This is a genomic window from Promineifilum sp. (SeqCode), assembly GCF_041918635.1.
Taxonomy (GTDB): domain Bacteria; phylum Chloroflexota; class Anaerolineae; order Promineifilales; family Promineifilaceae; genus Promineifilum.
Window position 1 is genome coordinate 1 of sequence record NZ_JAYRVJ010000045.1, and the last position, 21,170, is coordinate 21,170.

Genomic DNA, 21,170 nt, shown 5'->3' on the forward strand with positions numbered 1-21,170 from the left:
CAAATCGCCCTACAGCAATATCGATCGTAAGGTAAAACTTCATTCAGGCCTGTTAGGATAATGTATGGGGATAAGTGGATAACAGGCAGTATCTCAGTTGAATAGCAGGCCGCGCATAGGTATTGGTAGGCAAGGCCGAGAAGGATAACGCAGAAAGCATTGATGGCCGTAGCGAGCTTGTTCGAAAATCTGCTCGATCAGTATAAGATAGAACAACGTCTCGCCGAGAAGCGCTACACGGAGCTGTATCAGGCGTACGACGTGGACGACGACCGCCAGGTGCGTGTCGATGTTGCGCGCCCGTCGCGCGAAAATGGCGCTTTTGCCAATCGCTTCGTCGCCCGCGCCCGCGCCCTGTCTCAAGTCAATCACCCCAACATCGCCAAGGTCTACCACTTTGGCAAGACGCCCGAGGGCGCGCCCTATGTGGCTCAGGCTTTCATCGAGGGACAACCCCTCTCCCAACGGCTGGAACAACTCGCCCGGCGCGACACCCCCGTCAACAGCATCTACGCGCTCAAGCTGGTGCATCAGCTGGCGAGCGCATTGGGTCTGGCCGAGCAGCTGAAACTGGCTCACTACGACCTACAGCCCGACAACATCCTCCTGAAGGACGTGGCCCTCTCCGCCGATGAATCCGTCGTCCTCATCGATCTGTTTATCCCGGCCGAGAGAGAAGTGCGCGTGCCGGCCGACGAGCTTGAGGCGGCGCGACTGGCCTACCTCTCGCCCGAGCAGCGGGCCGGCAAGGAACTGACGCCGGCCAGCCACATCTACTCGCTGGGCGTCATCCTCTACCGGCTGCTGGCGGGACGGCTGCCCGACGGGCCGATCACGTGGCGCGATGAGGCGTTGCGGCAGTTAACGGCCCGGCCAACGCCGCTAGAGCGCGTGCGAGACGACTTGACCCCCGCCGTGTATGAACTCGTCAGCCGCTGCCTGCGCCAGGACCCACGCCGGCGCTACGCCAGTATCGAGGAGTTCGCGACGGCGCTCAATCAGGCGCTCGTCGCCGAGGAGAACCAGCACGACTTGGCCCGCGGCGGCCGCGCGGCGCGCGGCGGTCATGTGAGTGGCTGGCTACCGGCGCTTATTCTGCTGTTGATCTTGGCCGTCGGGGCGGTCGCCGCGCAGGGCTTGCGGGACAGGCCCACGGTCGGCGCGGCGTCGAGCGGCACGGTTGCCGCCGTCGGCGCTTCTGTCTCGCCCGAAGCGACCATGCTGGCGATCAACGCCGTCTCGCCCACGGCGACCGCGGATCAGGTCGCGTCGCCTGCGCCCACGGAGACGGCCGTCGTGGTGGTCGCGGAGCCATCACTGGCGGCAGCGACCACGCCTGAGTTGACGCCGACAACCCCGCCGACCGTGGCCCCATCCGTCACGCCGATCGCGCCGAGTGCCACGCCGTCGCCCGAGGTCGTGCCTGTCGTGCACGTCATCTTGAACCGGGCGAACCTGCGGCGGGGGCCGGGAACGGTCTTCGCCGTTGTGGGCAGCGTGGATAACGGCGACATGCTCCAGGTCCTGGCCTGGAACAACGACGAGCGCAACCCCTGGTATCTGGTGATTACCGACGAGCAGCGCATTGGCTGGATTTCGGCCGACGTTGTTGAGGCGGGCGAGGCGCTGGCCGGTGTGCCGGTGGCGGCCACGCTGCCGGCCACACCCCACCCAACAGCGCAGCCTGGCCCTATCACGCCCACTCCCACCGCGCCGGCCCCGCCATCTGGCATGACCGCCACGCCGGTTCCGGATGGCGAACTGGGCGGCGGGGGCGAAGAGCCTCCCGATAACCCCACCGAAGCTCCGACGCAGGCGCCGCCGACAGAAGCGCCAACCCAAGCGCCAGAACCATCGGCCACGCCGCCGCCGTTGAATACTGACACTCCACAGTCGTAGCATTGTTGTCGCCAACACCGATCCCACAGGTTCTAACGTGAGCCAGAAACCGTATCGCCTTTCCCTAACGTTGCCTCTCCTGGCATGCTCGATCGTCCTTTTGCTCCTTGCCCGCGCCGGCTATGCCGGCGCGAGCGCTGTATGGGTAACCGCCTCGACCGCGGCCGACATGCCTGTCGTTGACCTGAACGGCGATCTGGCGGGCATCGATTACGCCACAACGTTCAGCGAGGATGAAGGGCCTAAGGCCATTGTCAGTGTGGATGGCCTGACCATCAACAACGGCGATGACACCATGCTGACCGCCGCGCGGGCCGCGCTGGCGCAGCACCCTGATGGCGCGCTGGAATCGCTGACCGTCGATCCGGCCACCGTTGGCGGCCTCAAGGTGGAATACAAGGCGCAGACGGGTGAGTTGACGATCCAGGGCGCGGGAACTGTCACGCGCTATCAAACCGTTCTGCGCTCGCTAACCTACAACAACCTGTCGCAGTCGCCCGACATCACCGACCGGATAGTGGCCGTCACCGTCAGCGACGGCGCGCTGACCAGCACCCCGGCCCTGAGCACTGTCGCCATCAACTCCGTCAACGACGCCCCGGTGCTGGACAACACCGGCGATATGGCGCTGGCAGCGATCTACGAGGACGACGTCAACTCTAGCGGCAACTCGGTGAAGAAGATCATCGAGAGCGCCGAGACGGGCGGACAGAATCGCATCACCGATGTAGACCTGAACCCGCTGGAGGGCATGGCGGTCATCGAGGCCGGCTCGGCCAACGGCGTCTGGCAGTATTCGCTGAACGCGGGGGCCAGTTGGCAGCCCTTCCCGGCCGTCTCGAACACGGCGGCGGTCTTGTTGAACGAGGCCGCCCGCATCCGTTTTGTGCCCGTCGCCGGCTATAACGGCTCGGCCGGGTTCTCCTTCCGCGCCTGGGACCAGAGCGCGCGGGCCAACGGCGACGTCGGTGTGGACGTGTCCCTCAACGGCGGCGCGTCGGCCTTCAGCGCCCAATCGGAGTCGGTCACCATTGAGGTGCTCGCCGTCAATGACCTGCCCATCATCGATCTGAATGGGCCGGTCGAGGGCGTCAACTTCGAGACGCAGTTCTTTGAAGCCGGCCCGCCTGTTCCCCTCGCGGCCGCGGACGCGACGCTGAGGGACGCCGATCACGCCACCCTGACGACGCTGACCGTCACGCTCCTGAACCACCCCGACGGCGCGGCCGAGTATCTGTCGGCCAACACTGCCGGCACCAACATCACCGCCGCCCCCTACGAACCGTCCAAGGGGCTTCTGGTGCTCGATGGGCCGGATACGGTCGCCAATTTCGAGCAGGTTTTGCGCCAGATCACGTATCACAACACCTCCGGCAGCCCGCGGGCGGCCGCGCGCACGGTGCAATTCGTCGCCTCCGATGGCGTCGAGACCGGCGCTCCCGCTACCACGGTCATCAAGATCAATCCCGTCAACAGCGCGCCCGTTCTCACCCTGGCCGCGCCCTTGTCCCTCGCCGCGGTGGCCGAAGATGCCACTCAGTCCGCGGGCGAGAGTGTGGCGCAACTGCTGGCCAAGGGCGGCGACCCCATTAGCGATGCCGATCCCGACGCCCTGGAGGGCATTGCCGTCATCGCCGCGGACAACAGCCGCGGTGTATGGCAGTACAGTACGATCAGCCCCCCCACGGAGGCCAGTTGGCAGCCGGTGGGCGTGGTGGCGGACACAGCCGCGCTGCTGTTAGCCAACACCGACTGGTTGCGCTTCGTGCCCGCGGCCAACACCTCCGGCCCGGGCGGCCAGTTGACGTTCCGCGCCTGGGACCTGACGACGGGCGGCAACGGGCAGCGCGATGTGGACGTGACGGTCAACGGCGCCAACACGGCCTTCAGTGTCGCGACGGGCGTCATGACCGTTGACGTGACCCCGGTCAATGACGCCCCAACGCTGGGCAACATGCCGGGCGCGCCCGCGATCTACGTCGAGGATGCCGCCGCCATCGCCCTGATGCCTGGCGTCACTCTGGCCGACATCGACAGCTCGCAACTGGCCTCGGCCGAGATCGTTATCACCAACCCGCTGGACGGCGACGCCGAGTGGCTGCTGGTCACGACCGGGGGCACGGGCATTGAGGCTGCTTTTGAAGACGGCGTGCTGCGTTTGAGCGGCGCGGCCACCCCCGCCGTTTACCAGGTAGTCTTGCGCTCCGTCCGCTATCAGAACGCCTCGCAAGACCCCAGCGCGGGCCAGCGGCTCTTGCAGGTGACGGTAGCCGACGCGCTGGCCGGCAGTCAGCCGGCCAGCCTGTCGGTGCAAGTCCAGCCGGTTAACGACGCGCCGGAACTCGATCTGGACAGCGTGACCATCGGCGGCGATTACGAAGCGGTGTTCTACATCGGTCGCGGCCCGGCGTCCATTGTCGGCGCGGGCCTGTCGATCACCGACATTGACGACACCACGCTCAAGGCAGCGACGGTGCGCATCGCGAACGCGGTCGACCGGCCGGCGGAGTTTCTGGACGCCAGTCTGGACGGGACGAGCAACATCAAGCGCAGTTACGACCCGGCGACGGGCGAATTGCGCCTGACGGGCGTCGCCAGTGTGGCCGACTATCAGCGCGTCTTGCGGACGGTCACCTACCACAACATCTTACCCCAGCCCAACGCCGCCGAGCGGATCGTCGAGTTCGTGGTGAGTGACGCCGCCGTGGCCGGCGCGACGCGCGCGAGCCACGTCCGCCTGCTGCCCGCGCCCACGGTGTACTTCTTCCTGCCGGCTGTCGCCGGCCGGGTTGATGAGCCTAATGACGAATGCGCCCAGGCGCTCAACGTCCCGCTCAACCGCGATCAGATGTTCTATGCCGACGACAAGAACGACTGGTTCTACTTCGACCTGCCGGCGGCGGCCAACGTGACGGTCGAGTTGCGCGACTTCGCGCCGGGGAAAGGACAACTGCTCGTGGCGGCGGGTGGGGCCTGCGGGGGCCTGCAACTCATCGGCAACAACGGCGACAACCGGCCGGACAAGACGGTATCGCTGGGGGCGCGACCGGCCGGCCGCTATCACATTTGGGTTATCACCGATGGCACGCTGAACACTACCGATCCCTACCGGCTGCTCGTGCGCACGACGCCTTGACAGATTCGCCCACCCGTTCTACAATTTCGCATAAGTTTGTAGTGCGGGATTCTTATCCCGTATCTGGACGGTTGAAGAGGCGGGTTGGCAACCCGCCCTACATCTGAGCGGAGTGGGAGAAGATCATGACCACGGGACAGCGTGAACTATTTCCGGCGACAGTCGAGGAGAGCGCACCGATTGCGACCGGCGCGCGCCGACCGCCCCTGACCCCCGAAGCCTCCTTGCAGGCCGCTCTGGGCGCGTTCGAGCGCCACATGCAGGATGAGGGTCTGGCTCTCAACACGGTCAAGGCCTTCGCCAGTGATATCCGGCTGTTGGGCCGCTATATCGGCATCGGCACGCCCATCGGCCACATCGGCACAAAGAACCTGACCGACTATCTGCACTGGTTGCTCTACGAGCGGGGTGTGCCATGCAGCCCCAAGTCCTACGCCCGGCGCGTGACGACACTCAAGGTCTTCTTTAGCTGGCTACATGAGACGGGCGTCTTGCCCCAAGACCCCGCGGCAGCGGTCATCCAGCAGAGCGTCAGCAGTCCCTTGCCCGACGTGCCGCATGAATTCGACGTGGAACGGGCGCTGGCCGTCACCAACGACTGGCGCGTCATAGGCCCCAACCGCAAGCCCGACGCCCGGCCGCATCTGTTACTCGGCCTGCTCCTCCAGACGGGCATCAAGAAGGGGGAGGCGATGGCTCTCGTCCCCAACCACATCGATGATAGCGACCCGGCCAACCCGGTGCTCTACGTCCGTTACGCCAACCCGCGCCTGCGCTACAAGGAGCGCAAGCTGCCCCTGGAACCGGCCTGGTTGGAAGTGCTGAATGAGTATCTCCAGCAGTACCAGCCTACCGACACGCTCTTCACCTGCACGGCCCGCAACCTGGAGTACGTGCTGCACGACATCGCCGAGGCGGCCAAGTTGCAGGAGGGGGTGCTGTCGTTTGAGAATCTGCGCTGGCTGTCGGCCCTGCGCGATTGGCGGCGCAACGTGGAGCACGATGACATCCGCCAGAAGCTCGGCCTGTCGAAGATCGCCTGGCGCGAGACGAAAGCCAAGCTGCGCCGCCTTCAGGAAGCCGAAGACGCCCTGGCAGCGCAATGATTTAACCACGGATTTTCACGGATGGGACGGATGGAACGGATTGAACCTTTGAACATAGTTCAATCCGTTACATCCGTAAAATCCGTGGTTAATTTATCCCGCAAACTTGAAGAGTTGCTCTCCGGGTTGCGTCACCTCGAAGCTCACCGTCTGCCGTTCCACCTCGACCCTCTCACGATCCGGCCAGGAGTAGTAGAGCACGGCTGTCAACTCATAGGGATTGACCGTCGCCCGGTCGCGCAGGTGCATGGTCAGGCTGAAGTTGGGCGTCAGCGTCTCGATGACGTGCAGCGAACCAGCCGGCTGGCCGTCGCCGTTGGTGATGAGCACCTCGATCGACGGGCGCTCCACAAATGGCGTCAACTCCACCCCAAACATCATCCGGCGCAAGTCCGGGTAAATGAACAATCCGATCTGCCGGATGCGCACGTCCTCGCGCGGGCGGGGCTGTTCCAGCGGGTCGTCGAAGAACTTGATGTCCATTTGGGCCTCTGAGTCAGGAATGTAGCACAGGTTAAGAAACCTGTGCTACATGACCGGCTGTTCGTCAGGCGCTTCGTCCTCGGTTTCGGCGGTGGGCTGGGCTGGGCCAGAGGGGCGCGGCGCGGGGGCGGCCGTGCGCTCGAACAGCCGCAGCCGCTCCAGCACTTGCACCAACTCGATCTGCCACTCATGTGTGCCGCGGTCTTTCTTCAACCATACGGCGCTCTTGCTGACGCGCACCCCATCCCCCAGGAAGCGCTGCAAGTGGTAGCGATCCATGCCGGCCAGTTCGGCGATGCGGATGCGAATCTGGCCCGCCTCAGTGACCACCGCATTGACGCCCGCCATCTGCCCCAGCGCCTTGATGCGCAACTGATAGAGCAGGTTGTGGAGCGGGTCGGGGATAGGCCCGAAGCGGTCGGCCAGTTCGGCGGCCATCTCGTCGATCTCGGCCAGCGTGTCCAGGGTCGCCATGCGCCGGTAGAGGCGCAGGCGCAACTGGGTATCCGGCACGTAGTCGGTGGGGATGTAGGTCGCCAGCGGCAGGTCGATCAGCACATTGTCCGGCAGTTCGACCGGAACCGTCTCGCCCCGCAACTCCGCCTTGCGCCGCTTAACAGCCTTGGTCAGCAGCCGGGTGTACATGTCGAAGCCCACAGTGGCGATGTGGCCGCTCTGCTCGCCGCCCAGGAAGTCGCCCGCGCCGCGAATCTCCATGTCGCGCACGGCGATGAAGTAGCCGGAGCCGAGTTGCGTGTGCTCGGCGATGGTCTCTAACCGCGCCTGGGCGTCGGGCGTCAGCCGGCGCCACGGAGCGTGGAAGAAGTAGGCATAGGCGCGGCGCGTGGCCCGCCCGACGCGACCGCGTAGTTGGTAAAGCTGCGACAGGCCGAACTGCTCCGCCCGATCCACGATGAGCGTGTTGGCATTGGGGAAGTCAAGTCCGCTCTCGATGATGGTGGTGCTGAGCAGAATGTCCACCTTGCCCTCGGCGAAGTCGATCATGATCTTCTCAAGCTGCCGCTCGCTCATCTGACCGTGGGCGACGACGATGCGCGCCTCCGGGGCCAGCTTCTCTAGCCGCTTGCGCACGATGTGGATGCTCTGCACGCGATTGTGGACGAAGAACACCTGGCCGCCGCGATCCAGTTCGCGCAGGATGGCCGTGCGGATGCGGGCGTCGTCGGCCTCGCCCACGTAGGTCTCGACGGGCAGGCGCTCGGCCGGGGCGGTGTCGATGACGCTGATGTCGCGCACCCCGGTCAGGGCCATGTGCAGCGTGCGCGGGATGGGCGTGGCTGTCAGGGTCAGCACGTCCACCTCGTTGCGCCACTGCTTGAGCCGCTCCTTGTTGGCCACGCCGAAGCGCTGCTCCTCGTCGATGATGACCAGGCCTAAATCCTTGAAGGATACGTCGTCCGACAGCAGCCGGTGCGTGCCGATGAGGATGTCGATGCCCCCCTCGCGCGTCTTCTGGACGATCTGCCGCTGCTGCAACGCCGTGCGGAAGCGTGACAGCATCTCCACCGTGACCGGGAAGGGGGTCAGCCGTTCGCGGAAGGTCGTGAAGTGCTGTTGGGCCAGAATGGTCGTCGGCACCAGCATGGCGACCTGCTTGCCGTCCATGACCGCCTTGAACGCCGCCCGCAGCGCCACCTCGGTCTTGCCGTAGCCCACGTCGCCGCAGATGAGGCGATCCATCGGGCTGGCCTGCTCCATGTCGTCTTTGACCTCGCTGATGACGCGCAGTTGATCTTCGGTCTCGCGGTAGGGGAAGCTGGCTTCCAGTTCGGCCTGCCAATCCGTATCGGGCGGGAAGGCGTGGCCGGGGATGGTCTCGCGCGCGGCGTAGAGGTCGAGCAACTCCTGCGCCAGTTCGTCGGCGGCGCGCTGTGCGGCGGCCTTGGTCTGCGTCCAGGTGCGTTCGCCCAGCCGGTTCAAATTGGGGTCGGCGTCGTCGGGGCCAATCCATTTGCCCAGCCGGTCGGCGTGGTGGACGGGCACGTAGAGCGTGTCGCCGTTGGCATACTGGACGAGCAGGTACTCGCGCTCCATGCCGCCCAGGTTGCGTACGACCAGCCCCTCGAACTTGCCAATGCCGTAGTCGAGATGGACGACGTAGTCCCCCTGTTTGATGTCGGCGAAGTACGTCTCCGGCGCGGCGGTGCGGGCCACGCGCTGGCGGCGCGGCGCGGGCCGGCTCCAGCCGAAGATTTCCGCGTCGGTCAGCAGGTGCAGCAGGACGTGGTGATCCTCGCGGCGCACCAGGATGAAGCCCTCGGCCAGGCTACCCTGGACGAAAGTCAGGCTGCCTTCTGGCGGCACGTCGGGCAGGGCGTCGAGCGGGACCGTGCCGCTGCGCCCCGTGCCCGCGTCGATGGCCGTGACGATGGGATCGACTGAGTCGGAGTCGCCGGCCTGAATGAGCGGTTCGAGCGTACGGATGAGCCGGCCGCCCTCGCCGCTCCATAGCTCGGCCAGGCGCGTTGCCTGCCGGCTGAAGACGACAACGCGCTCCCCCTCTCCCTGGGAGCCTCTGAGCTGGTTGAGCAGCGGCCGCACCTGCCCGCCGTAGCGCGGGCCGGGGTCGAACGCCTCGCCCAACTCGATGTAGACCGGTTCGCTCTCGTCGGGGACGCGCGGCGGCTGGCTATCGCCCAGTTGCAGCGGCTGCCACCAGGCCATCTCGGACTCGATCTCCTCCCAGGTGAACAGCGGGTTCTGGTAGCCCGGCGGCAGCGTCGTCTGTTCGGCGATCTGCTGCGCGTGGGTCAGTAGCTCCGCGCTAACCTCCCGCAGCTCATCCCAATCGTCAACGATGAGCAGCCCCTCCGGCGGCAGGTAATCGAGCAGCGTCGCCGGGCGGGGGTAGATGAGCGGCAGGTAGTACTCCAGGTTGGGGAAGGCCTGGCCGGCCCGCAGATCGGCCAGATCGTCGCGCCAGGAGGGCAGGCTGTTCTCGTCCGGCAGTGGCTCATCGGCCCACACCTCGGCAAACGCCCGCGCCGCGGCTGGCAGCGCCTCGCGGGCCGGGTGGATGACCACGCTCGATGGCGGCGCAGGATGCTTATCCTGTGCGTCGGCCAGCGACCGCTGTGTCGTCGGGTCGAAGTAGCGCATGGTGTCCACTTCGTCGCCGAATAGCTCGATCCGCACCGGGAACGGTGACACGACGGGGAAGATGTCGATGATGCCGCCGCGCCGGCTGAACTGCCCGGCCGCCTCCACGACGCTCGCCGGTTCATAGCCGGCCTCTTGCCAGGCGGCCATGTTCTTCTCCAGGTCGAGCGTCTGGCCCACGCGTAAGACGCGCGTGCTTCCGACGAAGCGGCGCTTAGGGATCGTCTTTTGCAGGAAGGCGCGGGCCGAGGCCACCACCAGCGGCGGCGTAGCGGTGTTCGGGATGAGCGGGTGCTGCCCGGCAATCAATCCCGCCAGTGTTGCCAGCCGGCCCGTCCGCGTGCGTTCGCTCCAGGGGCCGCGGTCGTAGGGCAGAGGCGTCGGCTCCGGCAGGCGCAGGAGCTGGCTGCCGGCCGGCAGCCACGTCTCGAGTGCTTGCTGCCAGAGGGTGGCGGTGTCCACCCGGCCGGTCAGCAGCAGGATGGGCGCGCGGGCCGGCGCGGCCACGCGGCGGTAGAGTTGGGCCACCACGGGGGCGCGCGTGCCCTTGGGCAGATCCAGTGGCAGGAGCGCCCGCCCCTTCTCGTCGCTCAACGCCCGCGCCAACTGGTCGAAGGCCGGAATCTGGTCAAACAGATCGAGCAGACCGGATACATTCATAATTCAAACCGCTGATCACTGACTACTGAACACTTAATACTGCTTACTGCTCACTGCCTACTGACGACTGGTTGTAGCGGTTCATGGTCAACTGGATGCCATCTCGCACAAACGACTCCATCGCCTCGACGGCCGTTGTCAGCATCTCGCCCGCCGCCGGCAGCTCGTCGCGGCCGAAATCCTGCAAAACGTAGGCCGCGGGATCCATCCGGCCGGGCGGCCGACCGATGCCCAGCCGCAGCCGGGCGAACTCCTGGCCGAGGTGCTGGATGATGGAGCGCATCCCGTTGTGACCGCCGGCCCCGCCTTTCTCGCGCAGGCGGAGCGCGCCGAAGGGGATATCCAGTTCGTCGTAGACGACCAGCAGCGCTTCCGGCGCGATCTTGTAGAAGCGGGCCAACGCGCCGACCGCCTCGCCGCTGAGATTCATGAAGGTTTGCGGCTTGGCCAGGATGACGGGCCGACCGGCAATCCGCCCGCTGCCGACCAGGGCACGGCTTTGGACGCGCCGCAGGTCGATGTCGTGACGCGCGGCCAGCTTATCGACGGCCATAAAGCCAACGTTGTGCCGGTTATAGAGATGCTGCCGGCCGGGATTCCCCAGCCCGACGATCAACACCGTCCCCGTCGCCTCGCCCTCGCCATCTGCGCTCATCATCCAATCCCTTACTGACCCACTAAGTACTGACCATGTAGGGGCGGGTTTCAAACCCGCCCCTACCCACCTAACCTCAAATCCCACTCATACACATTCCACAACTCCGACGGTTGCGTCGCGTCCAGGCGGAAGTTGAGCACGTCGGGCGTCGTCGCCGCCAGGCGCAGCCGCGTGAAGAGCGGCATGGCCGGCAGCTCCTGGGCAAACAGACGCATCGCCTCCTGGTGCGCCTCGACGTAGCCGGGCTGGCCGGGCAGCAGCGCGCGCGCCGTCCGGCAGGCGGCGTCAAAGGCCTCATTGGCCCAGCCAGAGGCATTCACCCCGTCCCAGCCGTTGTAGCCGGCGGCGAGCGAGCCGGGCGTATTGTCGCTTAGGTAGAGACCGCAATCCGGCTCAACGCGGCTGAGCCAGGCGAACTGGGCCAGGTCGAACTTGCGGCCGAAGACGATGCCCCCCGGCCCCGGCGCGAACCAGGCTCCCGCCGGCACAGGGGTGAGCGTGGCCTGGATGCCACACGCGGCCAGATCCGCCTGCACCCGCTCGATGATGCGCAGGCGCAGCGGGCTTTCCGCATTCGTGCCCACTGTGACGGTGAAGGGGGTGGTGGCGCCTAGCGCGTCGCGAACGCCGTCGCCGGTCGCGTCCACAAAGCCGACCTGATCGAGCAGGGCGTTGCCCGCCGCCGGATCGTAGGGCCATCGGGTCACTTCATCCGGGTAGAGGCTATGGCTGGCGGGAACGTAGGTATCCATCACCGCGCCCTGGCCGTAAGTCAACTCCTCTACTAACCCTTGGCGATCCGTGCACTGGGTGATGGCCTGGCGCACGCGGGCGTCCTCGAACCAGCGCACATGATTCTCGGCGTAATCGGCGGTGGAGTCGATGCCGAAGAGGATCTGCTCTACGACGCCGGCTGTCGCCAGATGCGGGCTCAGCGTCCCTTCCGCCTCCGCTTCCTGGACGGCCGGCAGCGCATCGAAGGACAACAGGTCGGCGGTCAGCACGTGGCAACCCTCGGCCTCCGCCGGCAGCGCCGTGGCCGACTCGCCCGCGGTCAGAAAGCGGAAGGTCAGCGACGTCAGGTGCGGCAGCCCCTCGGCGGCGCGGTAGTAGTGCGGGTTGGGGATGAGACGGAGGGATTCGCCCTCCGTCCACTCATCGAGAACGAAGGGGCCATAGCTCAACGGGGCGCGGGCGGCCTCTTCGGTCGCCGGCAGGTCGGCCGCGCTAAACTCCGCCAGGTGGTGGCGCGGCAGCGGCGTCCAGACGTGGGTCATGTAGGCCGGGTCCAGGTAGCCCGGCAGGCCCGTCCAGCGCACGGTGCGTTCGTCCACGGCCTGGTAATCGACCGTGTAGCGCACGAACTCATCCAGGCGCGGCGTGCCCCGATCGCTGGCGATCTGGTAGCTGTAGACCGAGTCCTCGGCCGTCACGGGCGTGCCGTCAGACCAGACGAGCGGCTGGAAGGTGGAGTCCACCACCAGCCGGGACATCTGGATGGGCGCGCGGTCGAAGACCACGGTCTGCCCGGCGGCGTCAATGACCTCCACGCCGCGCAACAGCGGCACGATCTCGCCATCGGTGTTGACGACCAGGCTGTTCTCCCCTACTTCGACCGCCTCCAGACGCGCATCACCGTCGGCCAGGTCGGCCAGTTTCTCCAGCGCCAGCGGTTGGTAAGCGTAGCCGAGCGAGGTGAAGGGCGACTCGTACAGCGCGTGGCGTACGGCCACGGCCGCTGGGGACGTGTCGCCGTACAGATACAGATCGGCCGGCTCGCCGGACAGGCAAACGACCAGGTCCTTGGGCGGGATGGGCGTCGGCGTGATGGTCGGCGTCGGGGCAGGCGTGTCGGTCGCGGACGGCGTCGCAGTGGTCGCCGGAGCCTCAGTGGTGAGCTGCGGCGTGCCGCCTGCCTCGGCCACGGGCGTGCCATTGGCGCTCTGAGCCGGATCGTCCTGCCGGCACGCGGCCAACAGACCGGCCAACAGGATTAACAATAGCAGCTTTCTTGCCACGAATACTTGTCCTCTGTGATGATTTCTCGCGTCTTCGTCGTTGTCGTGAACAACTCAATAGGTTAGTCTAGCACAACTCAAAAGGGGAGGCGACCGATTACGGTTGATTAAGAAACGACTTTTGGTCTCCTCTCATCGACCAGCGCGGGCTATACTTAGCCTGGCCCAGGGCGTGAATTCCGCGCTCGCCGCCCTTACTTACTTGCGCTGGAGCGGCCCATAGGGGCTGCCGTGCTGGATAGACACCGATGACTCAATTGACCCAAGCAACCACTCGACGGATAACGCTACCTTTGCTGAGCTTGATTCTACCACTCCTCCTTCTGGCCTGCGGGTCGGGCGCGGGGGGCGTGCCCGAGGCCGTCGTGCCCGACGCAACGGCGGCCATTCCGTTTGTTGGGAATGTGACCCCAGTAGAAACCGCCCCGACCGCCGCCGGAACAACCGCCAACGTAGCCGACGCGGCTGACACGGCTGGCCTCGTTGTCGCCACAACCGGTGAAACGGACGCCGCCGGCATCCCGGTTGGCTTCACGGAGGCCGGCGCGCCTTACCGTGGCCGGCCCGACGCGCCTGTCGTCATGGAGGCGTTCTCCGACTTCCAATGCCCCTATTGCGGCCGGTTCGCCCAGGACACCATGCCCGCGCTGCTGGAGAACCAGATCGCCGCGGGCGAAGTGGTCTTTGTTTTCTATGATTTCCCCCTGAACGCCATTCACCCGCAGGCGGCCGCGGCGGCCAACGCCGCCCGCTGCGCCGGCGAGGAGGGGGCCGCCGCCTATTGGGCTATGCACGACCGGCTCTTCGCCACAATTGACGAGTGGGCCAACGAGGGCGCGGCCGACGTTTTTCGCGCCTATGGCGAGGAGTTGGGGCTGCCGGCGGAAAGCTTTGGGGCCTGCCTGGATGAAGACCGCTACGGCGAGGCCGTGGCCGCCGATCTGGCGCTGGGCGAGGGTCGAGGCGTCGGCAGCACGCCCAGCTTCTTCCTGAATAGCCAACCGGTGGTCGGAGCCTATCCTCTGGATTACTTCAATCAGGCCATCGCGGCGGTGCAGGCGGGTGAGATGATAGCCGCCGCGACCGAGACCGAGCCGCAAGACCCGGCGGTCAAGCCCACCCCGGCGACCATCGTGATGGACGACGTAGCCGCCGAGCGCGGCGACGCGGACGCGCCGGTGACCATCATCGAATACACTGATTACCAATGCCCCTACTGCGCCCGCCACGCGGCCGAGACGTGGCCGCGCCTGCTGTCGGAGATGATCGACACCGGCCGCGTGCGCTACGTGGTTAAGGATTTCCCGCTCGACAGTATCCATCCCCAGGCGCGGGCCGCCTCCGCCGCCGCCCGCTGCGCCGGGGAGCAGGACGCCTATTGGGAGATGCACGACGCGCTCTTCGCCCGACAGGCCGAATGGGGCGTTAACGACCCGGCCCCCCTCTTCACGGCGATGGCGACCGAGCTGGGGCTGGACGGCGAAGCGTTCACCGCCTGCCTGAGCAGCGGCCGGCACGACGCGGTCATCCAGCAGAACCAGGACGAGGGCTTTGGCCTGGGCGTCAACGGCACGCCGGCCTTTTTCATCAACGGCTTCCCGGTCAGCGGCGCGCAGCCCTATGAGCTGTTTGAGTACGCGGTCGGCTTGGCGGAGCAGGGCACGCTGGCCGACGCCTACGTCCAGTCCGCGCCCGAGGCTACAGCTACGCCCAGTGGGCCGGTTGAGGTGGACACGGCCGACGCCTACAGTATCGGTGAGCCGGACGCCCCGGTTGTCATCGTGGAGTTCACCGACTTCCAGTGCCCCTATTGCAGCCGCCACTTCGACCAGACGTTCCCGCAGATCAAGGCGGACTACATCGATACCGGCAAGGTGCGCTACGTCTTCAAGGACTTCCCGCTCAGCAGTATCCACCCCCAGGCGCAACTGGCGGCCGAGGCGGCCCGCTGCGCCGGCGACCAGGGCGCGTACCTGGATATGCACCACGCGCTCTTTGCCGGGCAGGATGAATGGAACGGCCGCTCCGACGCGGACGCGATCTTCAACGGCTTCGCCGCCGAGCTGGGGCTGGACGCAGCCGCTTTCGGCGACTGTCTGGCGAGCCGGCAGCATGAAGCGGCGGTGCTGGCCGACGTGGATCAGGGCATCAGTCTGGGCGTCAACGGCACCCCCGCCTTTTTCCTGAACGGCAACTTCCTCTCCGGCGCGCAGCCCTTCGCGGTATTCCAGGAGGCTATTGAGAGTTTGTTGGCCGACGCTGGCTAAGGGCCAGGTTTTGGGTTCCAGGGGCCAGGGAGGAGGCGCTCTTCCCTGGCCCCTGGAACCTGGAACCTAGCCCCTTATTACTTGAGCATTCCACCACAATTAGCTATAGTAGCTGGGAGCCTTGTCCCTAAATAAGCGGAGGAGTGGAGCATGAGCCGAGATGGGCAGAAGTTAGTCGGTTTCATCGTCGGTCGCGAGCGCGAGTTGCCCGAGACAGTGATCGCCCTGATCAACGAGCGCTATCCGGACGTTCAGGCGGAGATGGTCAAACTGGGGGGGACGTTTCTCGATGAGGCCGTGCCCTACGACGTGATCATCGACCGCATGTCGCACGAGATCCCCTATTATCGCACCTACGTCAAATACGCGGCGCTGAACGGCTGCTACATCATCAATGACCCGTTCGTCTGGGCCAACGACTCGAAGTTCTTCGCCGGGGCGGTGCTGCGCCGGCTGGGCATCCGCACGCCGCGCACCATGGTCTTGCCCAACAAAGACATCGCCGCGGATACCGTCCCCGATAGCTTTCGCAACCTCAGCTACCCGATGGATTGGCAGGCGATCATCGACTACATCGGCGGGCCGGCCATCTTCAAGGATATTCGCAGCGGCGGCCGGCGCTTCGCCCACCGGGTCAACAACGTCGATGAGCTCCTCCAGCGCTATGACGAGAGCGGCATGCGCACAATGATCCTTCAGCAGGTCATCGAATCCGACCAGCATTACCACTGCCTGGTCATCGGCGGCGAGAAGACGCTGCTTCTGCCCTACTCCATGGAGGCGGGGCATTACCTCGAGGGCCAGGTGACGATGGACGAGGCGGCCATGGAGCGCCTCACCCAGGCGACATTGCAGATCGCTCATGTCTACGGCTACGACATCAACATGTCGGAATTCGTCATGGACGGCGACGAGATGTACTTGATCAACGCCACCAACCCATCGCCGCTCATGGGGCGCGATCTGATGACCGAGGCGCAGTTCACCTGGGCGTGCGAGGCCGTCGCCGAGCTTGCCGTCGCGCGCACTGCGGAGCCCCGCCCGCAGTGGCTCCCGGTCAACCTGCCCAACGACTGATTTCCCGTCGCTGGCCGTCAAAGTCGCGTGAAAAACGGGCCGCAGCGTGTGACGGCCCGTTGCGGTTTGCTATAATCTCACACGCGCATTGTTGCCTTGTCAACAATAGCCATCGCTTTCAACCCGCGCGGCGTGAACGGTAGCATGAGTCTAGGCGACGCTTTGGCGACTTCACCCCGGGTGGCCCCTGCCACCCCGCTTTGGCGTTTTCCCCATCCTGATCAACGACTCCCGGCCTTTCCGCTTCTCCCACAACCGTCACGCTTGTCCCGGTGTTACTTCATGCAGGAGAGAACCTAGAAGTATCATGAACGACCTCATCGAACGAATGCCCGCGAAGCTCCGGCGACTGCCGGAACTGGCCTACAACGTGTGGTGGAGTTGGAACGCGGACGCGCGTGAAATCTTCCGGCGGCTCGATTATCCCCTGTGGCGGCGCACGCAACACAACCCGGTCAAGGTGCTCCGTCTGGTCAGCGACCAGACGTTGGCTGCCCGCGCCGACGACGCCGCGTTTCTGCGGCGCTTCAACAAGGTCATGATCGACTTCGACCGCGCCATGGCCAACGGCCATAGCTGGTTTCACGTCACCTACCCCCATCTGACGCGCAAGATCATCGCCTACTTCTCCTTCGAGTTTGGGTTGCACAGTTCGCTGCCGATCTACTCCGGCGGCCTGGGCATCCTGGCCGGCGACCACGCCAAGGAGGCCAGCGACCTCGGCCTGCCGTTCGTGGGCGTCGGCTTTCTATATCCGCAGGGCTACTTCCGGCAGCACGTGCCCTCACACGGCTGGCAGGAGGCGGTCTATGAGCCGATAGACATGCAGAATGTGCCCATCCAACTCGTGCGCGGCGACGACGGCCAGGAGTGCCGCATTGCCGTCGAGATGGAGGGCCGGTTGGTGCACGCCCGCGTCTGGCGGGTGCAGGTTGGCCGCGTGCCGCTGTTCCTGATGGACACCGACGTGGCCGAGAACGAGCCGTGGGACCGCGAACTGTCGGCCCGGCTCTACTCGGGCGACAGCGAGATGCGCATCCGCCAGGAAATCCTGCTCGGCATCGGCGGAATGCGGCTGCTGGGCGAGTTGGGGTACGACCCGGCCGTCCTGCACATGAACGAGGGGCATTCGGCCTTCCTGTTGCTGGAGAGCGTACGCCGCGAGGTGGGGCGTGGGCTGACCTTCGAAGAGGCATGTCAGGTGGTGAAGTCGCGGACGATCTTCACGACCCACACCCCCGTCCCGGCCGGGCACGACGCCTTTTCCTTCCACCTGATGGACAAGTACTTCTACCATTTCTGGCCCCAACTGGGCATCGGCCGGGATGAGTTCCTGATGCTGGGCCATCACCAGGAGCCGTGGGGCGACGCCTTTAACATGACCGTGCTGGCGCTGCGACTGGCCGGCCAGTATAACGGCGTCAGCCAGCTCCATGGCGAGATCTCACGCCAGATGTGGCAATCCGTTTGGCCGGAATTGCCGGTCGCTAAAGTGCCCATCACGTCAGTCACCAATGGCATCCACGTGCCTACCTGGACGGCCGGCGAGATGCGGCATCTCTTCAACAAATACCTGGGCGCTCATTGGGAAGAGCGGCACGATGACCCGCTGTTTTGGGAGCGGCTGGCCGACGTGCCCGATGAGGAGTTGTGGCGCGTCCATGTCCTCCTCAAGTCCAAGCTGATGAACTTCCTGCGGGCGCGGGCGCGCCGTTCCTGGGTGGACGGTCGCTGCGACCCGACGGAAGTGCTGGTGGGCGGCACGCTACTCGACCCCGACGCGCTGACCATCGGCTTCGCCCGCCGCTTCGCCACCTACAAGCGGGCCACGCTGCTGTTCAGCGACATGGATCGCTTGCAGCGCATCCTGCTGAACATGCACCGGCCGGTGCAGATCGTCTTCGCCGGCAAGGCCCACCCGGCCGACGAGCCGGGCAAGCACCTCATCCAGCAGGTGTACAACGTCGCCAAGTCCAACCAGTTAGGCGGGCGCATCGCCTTTGTCGAGGATTACGACATGCACTCGGCGCGCTACTTCAAGCAGGGCGTCGACGTCTGGCTGAACACGCCGCGCCGCCCGCGCGAGGCCAGCGGCACCAGCGGCATGAAGGCGTCGCTCAACGGCATCCCCAACCTGAGCATCCTCGACGGCTGGTGGGTGGAGGGGTACAACGGCGCCAACGGCTGGGCGATCGATGACCAGCAGTTCGATGACCCCGACCAGCAGGACACCTACGACGCGCAGTCCATCTACCGGTTGTTGGAAGAGGAGATCGCGCCGCTCTACTACAACCGCGACCGGGACGGCATCCCGCGCGGCTGGGTCGAGGTGATGCGTGAGGCGATCCGTTCCAACGCGCCCCGCTTCAGCACGCGCCGGATGGTGAAGGAGTATACAACTGAGCTATACTTGAAGGCGATGGTCGGCGCGATCCTGGAGCCGGCCTAAGCAAATTAAGAATTACGAATTAAGAATCGGAACCTTTCGCCAGCGCTGATTCTCAATTCCTAATTCCTAATTCCTAATTCTAATGCGCCGCTTCCTGATGCTCCTATTCGCCCTGTTCTGGCTGTCGCTCCTGCTGCTGCCGACGCTGGCCGTGGTGCTGGCCCGCAACGGCCAGATACAAGTGGGTCAAAGCGAGGGACGCCACTGGCGTCTCTTCCTGCTGCAAGATGCGGAGGCGGAGGGACTGGGCCTGGAGCGCGGCCGGCCGGTCGATCCGCCGCCGGATGCCCCGGCCGGCGCGCGCTGCCTGCGCATCAGCGTCGGCTACTGGCTCTGGGCGGGCGAGGGGCAGGGCGCGGCCTACTGCCAGTGCCAGGACGAGACGACCGGCGAGAGTCTGTCCATCGTTCCACCTGCCTGCCAACTGCCGTAACGATTGGAGAAAATGCATTGAGCAACGTCGCCATTAAGTGGATGGAAGAGGGCAGCCGCCTCTTTGCCTGCCGCGATTCATTGGGCAACATGGTTATCTCCGGTTCCTGGCCGCGCGAAGACCCCACGTGGCAGGAGTGGCGGGCGGCCAAGCCGTCAGACTTGCTGCTCATGGCCCTGGCGTCGTGCGCCGCCCATGACGTGGTCGCCATTCTGGAGCGGCAGCGGCAAATCCTGACCGGGCTACAAGTGAACGTCAACGGCCGGCAAGCGCCGGAACCGCCCTATACCTTCACCGACATCCATCTGCACTTCATCCTCCAGGGGAACGGCCTCGACCCGGCCAAAGTGGAGCGGGCGCTCGATCTGTCCATCAACAAGTACTGTTCGGTAGCGGCGACCGTTCGCGGCGTGGCGGCCCTGAGCCACGACTACGAGATCTTGCCCTAGCGCCCGTGGAACGACAGTCGGTCTTCTTCAGCGCCCCCTTGGCCGCCGCAGTGCGGACGGAAGACCTGTTGCCGCCGGGGCCGGGCGAGGCGCTGGTGGAGACGCGACTGTCGGCCATCAGCCCCGGCAGCGAGTTGCTGGTCTACCGCGGCCAGGCGCCGGGCGAGCTAGCCGTCGATGAGACCATCGCCGCGCTGGGCGGTTCGTTCCGCTTCCCCATCAAGTATGGCTATGCCGCCGTCGGGCAGGTGATCGGATTGGGTGAGGACACGCCGGTCGAGTGGCTGGGCCGGACGGTCTTCGCCTTCAACCCGCACGAGACCCACTTTGTCGCCCCGGTCGCCGCGCTGCACCCGCTACCGGACGGCCTCACGCCGGAGGCAGCCGTCTTTCTGCCGAACATGGAGACGGCTGTGTCGTTCGTCATGGACGGCCGGCCGGTCATCGGCGAGCGGGTGGCCGTGGTGGGGCAGGGGGTGGTTGGGCTGCTGACGACGGCCCTGCTGAGCGATTTTCCGTTGACCGCGTTGCTGACGCTCGACGCCTACCCGTTGCGCCGCGAGTGGTCGGCGCGACTGGGGGCGACGGAGGTGGTCGATCCGGCCGAGCTAGACCTGACAGGTCTCGGGCGAACCCCTGTCCGCCGACCTGCCAGGTCTGACCTCACCTATGAATTGTCGGGCAACCCGCGCGCCCTGGACACGGCCATCGCCCTGACCGGCGATCACGGCCGCATCGTCATCGGCTCCTGGTACGGCGACAAGCGGGTCGAGGCGGATCTGGGTGGGCGCTTCCACCGGGCGCACATGCGGATCATCGGCTCGCAGGTCAGCGCGCTCGCTCCGCGCTGGCTCGGCCGCTGGACGAAAACGCGGCGGCTGGACGTGGCCTGGGCGATGTTGCGCCGCCATCAGCCGGAGCGTCTAATCACCCACCGCCTCCCCCTCGCCCGCGCCGCTGAGGCATATCGGCTTCTCGATGAGCAGGCGGGAGAAGTGGTGCAAGTGATCTTTACTTACTAAGAGGGCGCGGGAGCAGGGGGGCGGGGGAGCAGGGGTGAAGGGCGCGTCGACCGGCGCTCTCTTTCCCCCCCGCTCCCCCGCCCCCCTGCTCCCCCGCGATGTGAACGATGCGTTGCAGTTAAGGAGAACCCATGTACACCATAGCCGTCAAACGCGACTTCGTCGGCCAGCACTACCTGATCGGCGGCAACTGGGGCGCGGAGAACGAGTGGCACTCGCACCATTACACGGTGGAAGTGCAACTGGAAGGGGCCGAGCTTGACCGGCATGGCTACCTGGTCGATATTGTCGATATCGAGCGCCACCTGGAGGCGCTGGTCGTCCACTATCGCGACCGGACGCTCAACGATCTGCCCGAATTCGCCGGGCTGAACCCCAGTATCGAGCACTTCG

14 protein-coding genes are annotated in these 21,170 nt (G+C 65.7%); 10 read left to right on the top strand and 4 right to left on the bottom strand.

From position 1 onward, the window contains the following. Positions 1-162: 162 nt before the first annotated feature. From ACE3UY_RS01475 to ACE3UY_RS01485, 3 genes are all read left to right on the top strand, one after another. Positions 163-1,899 (top strand): protein kinase, encoded by a 1,737-nt coding sequence (locus tag ACE3UY_RS01475; RefSeq protein ID WP_374685777.1) that lies wholly within the window; start codon positions 163-165, stop codon positions 1,897-1,899. 100 nt (positions 1,900-1,999) lie between these two features. Further along, positions 2,000-5,035, top strand: coding sequence for a hypothetical protein (locus ACE3UY_RS01480; protein WP_374685778.1), 3,036 nt, complete (start codon positions 2,000-2,002; stop codon positions 5,033-5,035). Positions 5,036-5,160: 125 nt separating this feature from the next. Beyond that, on the top strand, positions 5,161-6,141 hold the full coding sequence (locus ACE3UY_RS01485) for a tyrosine-type recombinase/integrase (RefSeq protein WP_374685779.1): 981 nt from the start codon (positions 5,161-5,163) through the stop codon (positions 6,139-6,141). Between the two features lie 93 nt (positions 6,142-6,234). On the opposite strand, the gene ACE3UY_RS01490 is transcribed toward ACE3UY_RS01485, so the two are convergent. The 4 genes from ACE3UY_RS01490 to ACE3UY_RS01505 form a co-directional block, all read right to left on the bottom strand. Then, a complete protein-coding gene (locus tag ACE3UY_RS01490; RefSeq protein WP_374685780.1) occupies positions 6,235-6,624 on the bottom strand; it encodes a hypothetical protein in 390 nt (129 codons plus the stop codon). Between the two features lie 45 nt (positions 6,625-6,669). Next, positions 6,670-10,404: a transcription-repair coupling factor gene (gene mfd / locus ACE3UY_RS01495; protein ID WP_374685781.1), complete on the bottom strand. Its 3,735-nt coding sequence runs from the start codon at positions 10,402-10,404 to the stop codon at positions 6,670-6,672. 43 nt (positions 10,405-10,447) lie between these two features. Next, positions 10,448-11,059, bottom strand: a complete 612-nt coding sequence (gene pth, locus ACE3UY_RS01500) for an aminoacyl-tRNA hydrolase (RefSeq protein ID WP_374685790.1) — start codon at positions 11,057-11,059, stop codon at positions 10,448-10,450. Positions 11,060-11,121: 62 nt separating this feature from the next. Then, on the bottom strand, positions 11,122-13,080 hold the full coding sequence (locus ACE3UY_RS01505) for an ABC transporter substrate-binding protein (protein WP_374685782.1): 1,959 nt from the start codon (positions 13,078-13,080) through the stop codon (positions 11,122-11,124). Between the two features lie 293 nt (positions 13,081-13,373). On the opposite strand from ACE3UY_RS01505, the gene ACE3UY_RS01510 reads away from it, so the two are divergent. From ACE3UY_RS01510 to ACE3UY_RS01540, 7 genes are all read left to right on the top strand, one after another. Then, entirely contained in the window at positions 13,374-15,347 is a 1,974-nt protein-coding gene (locus tag ACE3UY_RS01510; protein ID WP_374685783.1) for a DsbA family protein, read from the top strand. Between the two features lie 150 nt (positions 15,348-15,497). Then, positions 15,498-16,424, top strand: a complete 927-nt coding sequence (locus ACE3UY_RS01515; protein WP_374685784.1) for a RimK family alpha-L-glutamate ligase — start codon at positions 15,498-15,500, stop codon at positions 16,422-16,424. Positions 16,425-16,731: 307 nt separating this feature from the next. Next, positions 16,732-18,873, top strand: coding sequence for an alpha-glucan family phosphorylase (glgP, locus tag ACE3UY_RS01520; RefSeq protein ID WP_374685785.1), 2,142 nt, complete (start codon positions 16,732-16,734; stop codon positions 18,871-18,873). 82 nt (positions 18,874-18,955) lie between these two features. After that, complete coding sequence (locus ACE3UY_RS01525; RefSeq protein WP_374685786.1) at positions 18,956-19,306, top strand: hypothetical protein; 351 nt, start codon at positions 18,956-18,958, stop codon at positions 19,304-19,306. Positions 19,307-19,323: 17 nt separating this feature from the next. Then, positions 19,324-19,755, top strand: coding sequence for an OsmC family protein (locus ACE3UY_RS01530; RefSeq protein ID WP_374685787.1), 432 nt, complete (start codon positions 19,324-19,326; stop codon positions 19,753-19,755). 5 nt (positions 19,756-19,760) lie between these two features. Next, positions 19,761-20,777 carry a zinc-binding alcohol dehydrogenase gene (locus ACE3UY_RS01535; protein ID WP_374685788.1) on the top strand — a complete coding sequence of 339 codons (1,017 nt, stop codon included), beginning with the start codon at positions 19,761-19,763 and terminating at the stop codon, positions 20,775-20,777. Between the two features lie 131 nt (positions 20,778-20,908). After that, positions 20,909-21,170: 6-pyruvoyl tetrahydropterin synthase family protein (locus ACE3UY_RS01540; RefSeq protein ID WP_374685789.1), on the top strand; the 262-nt coding region annotated here is incomplete at its 3' end.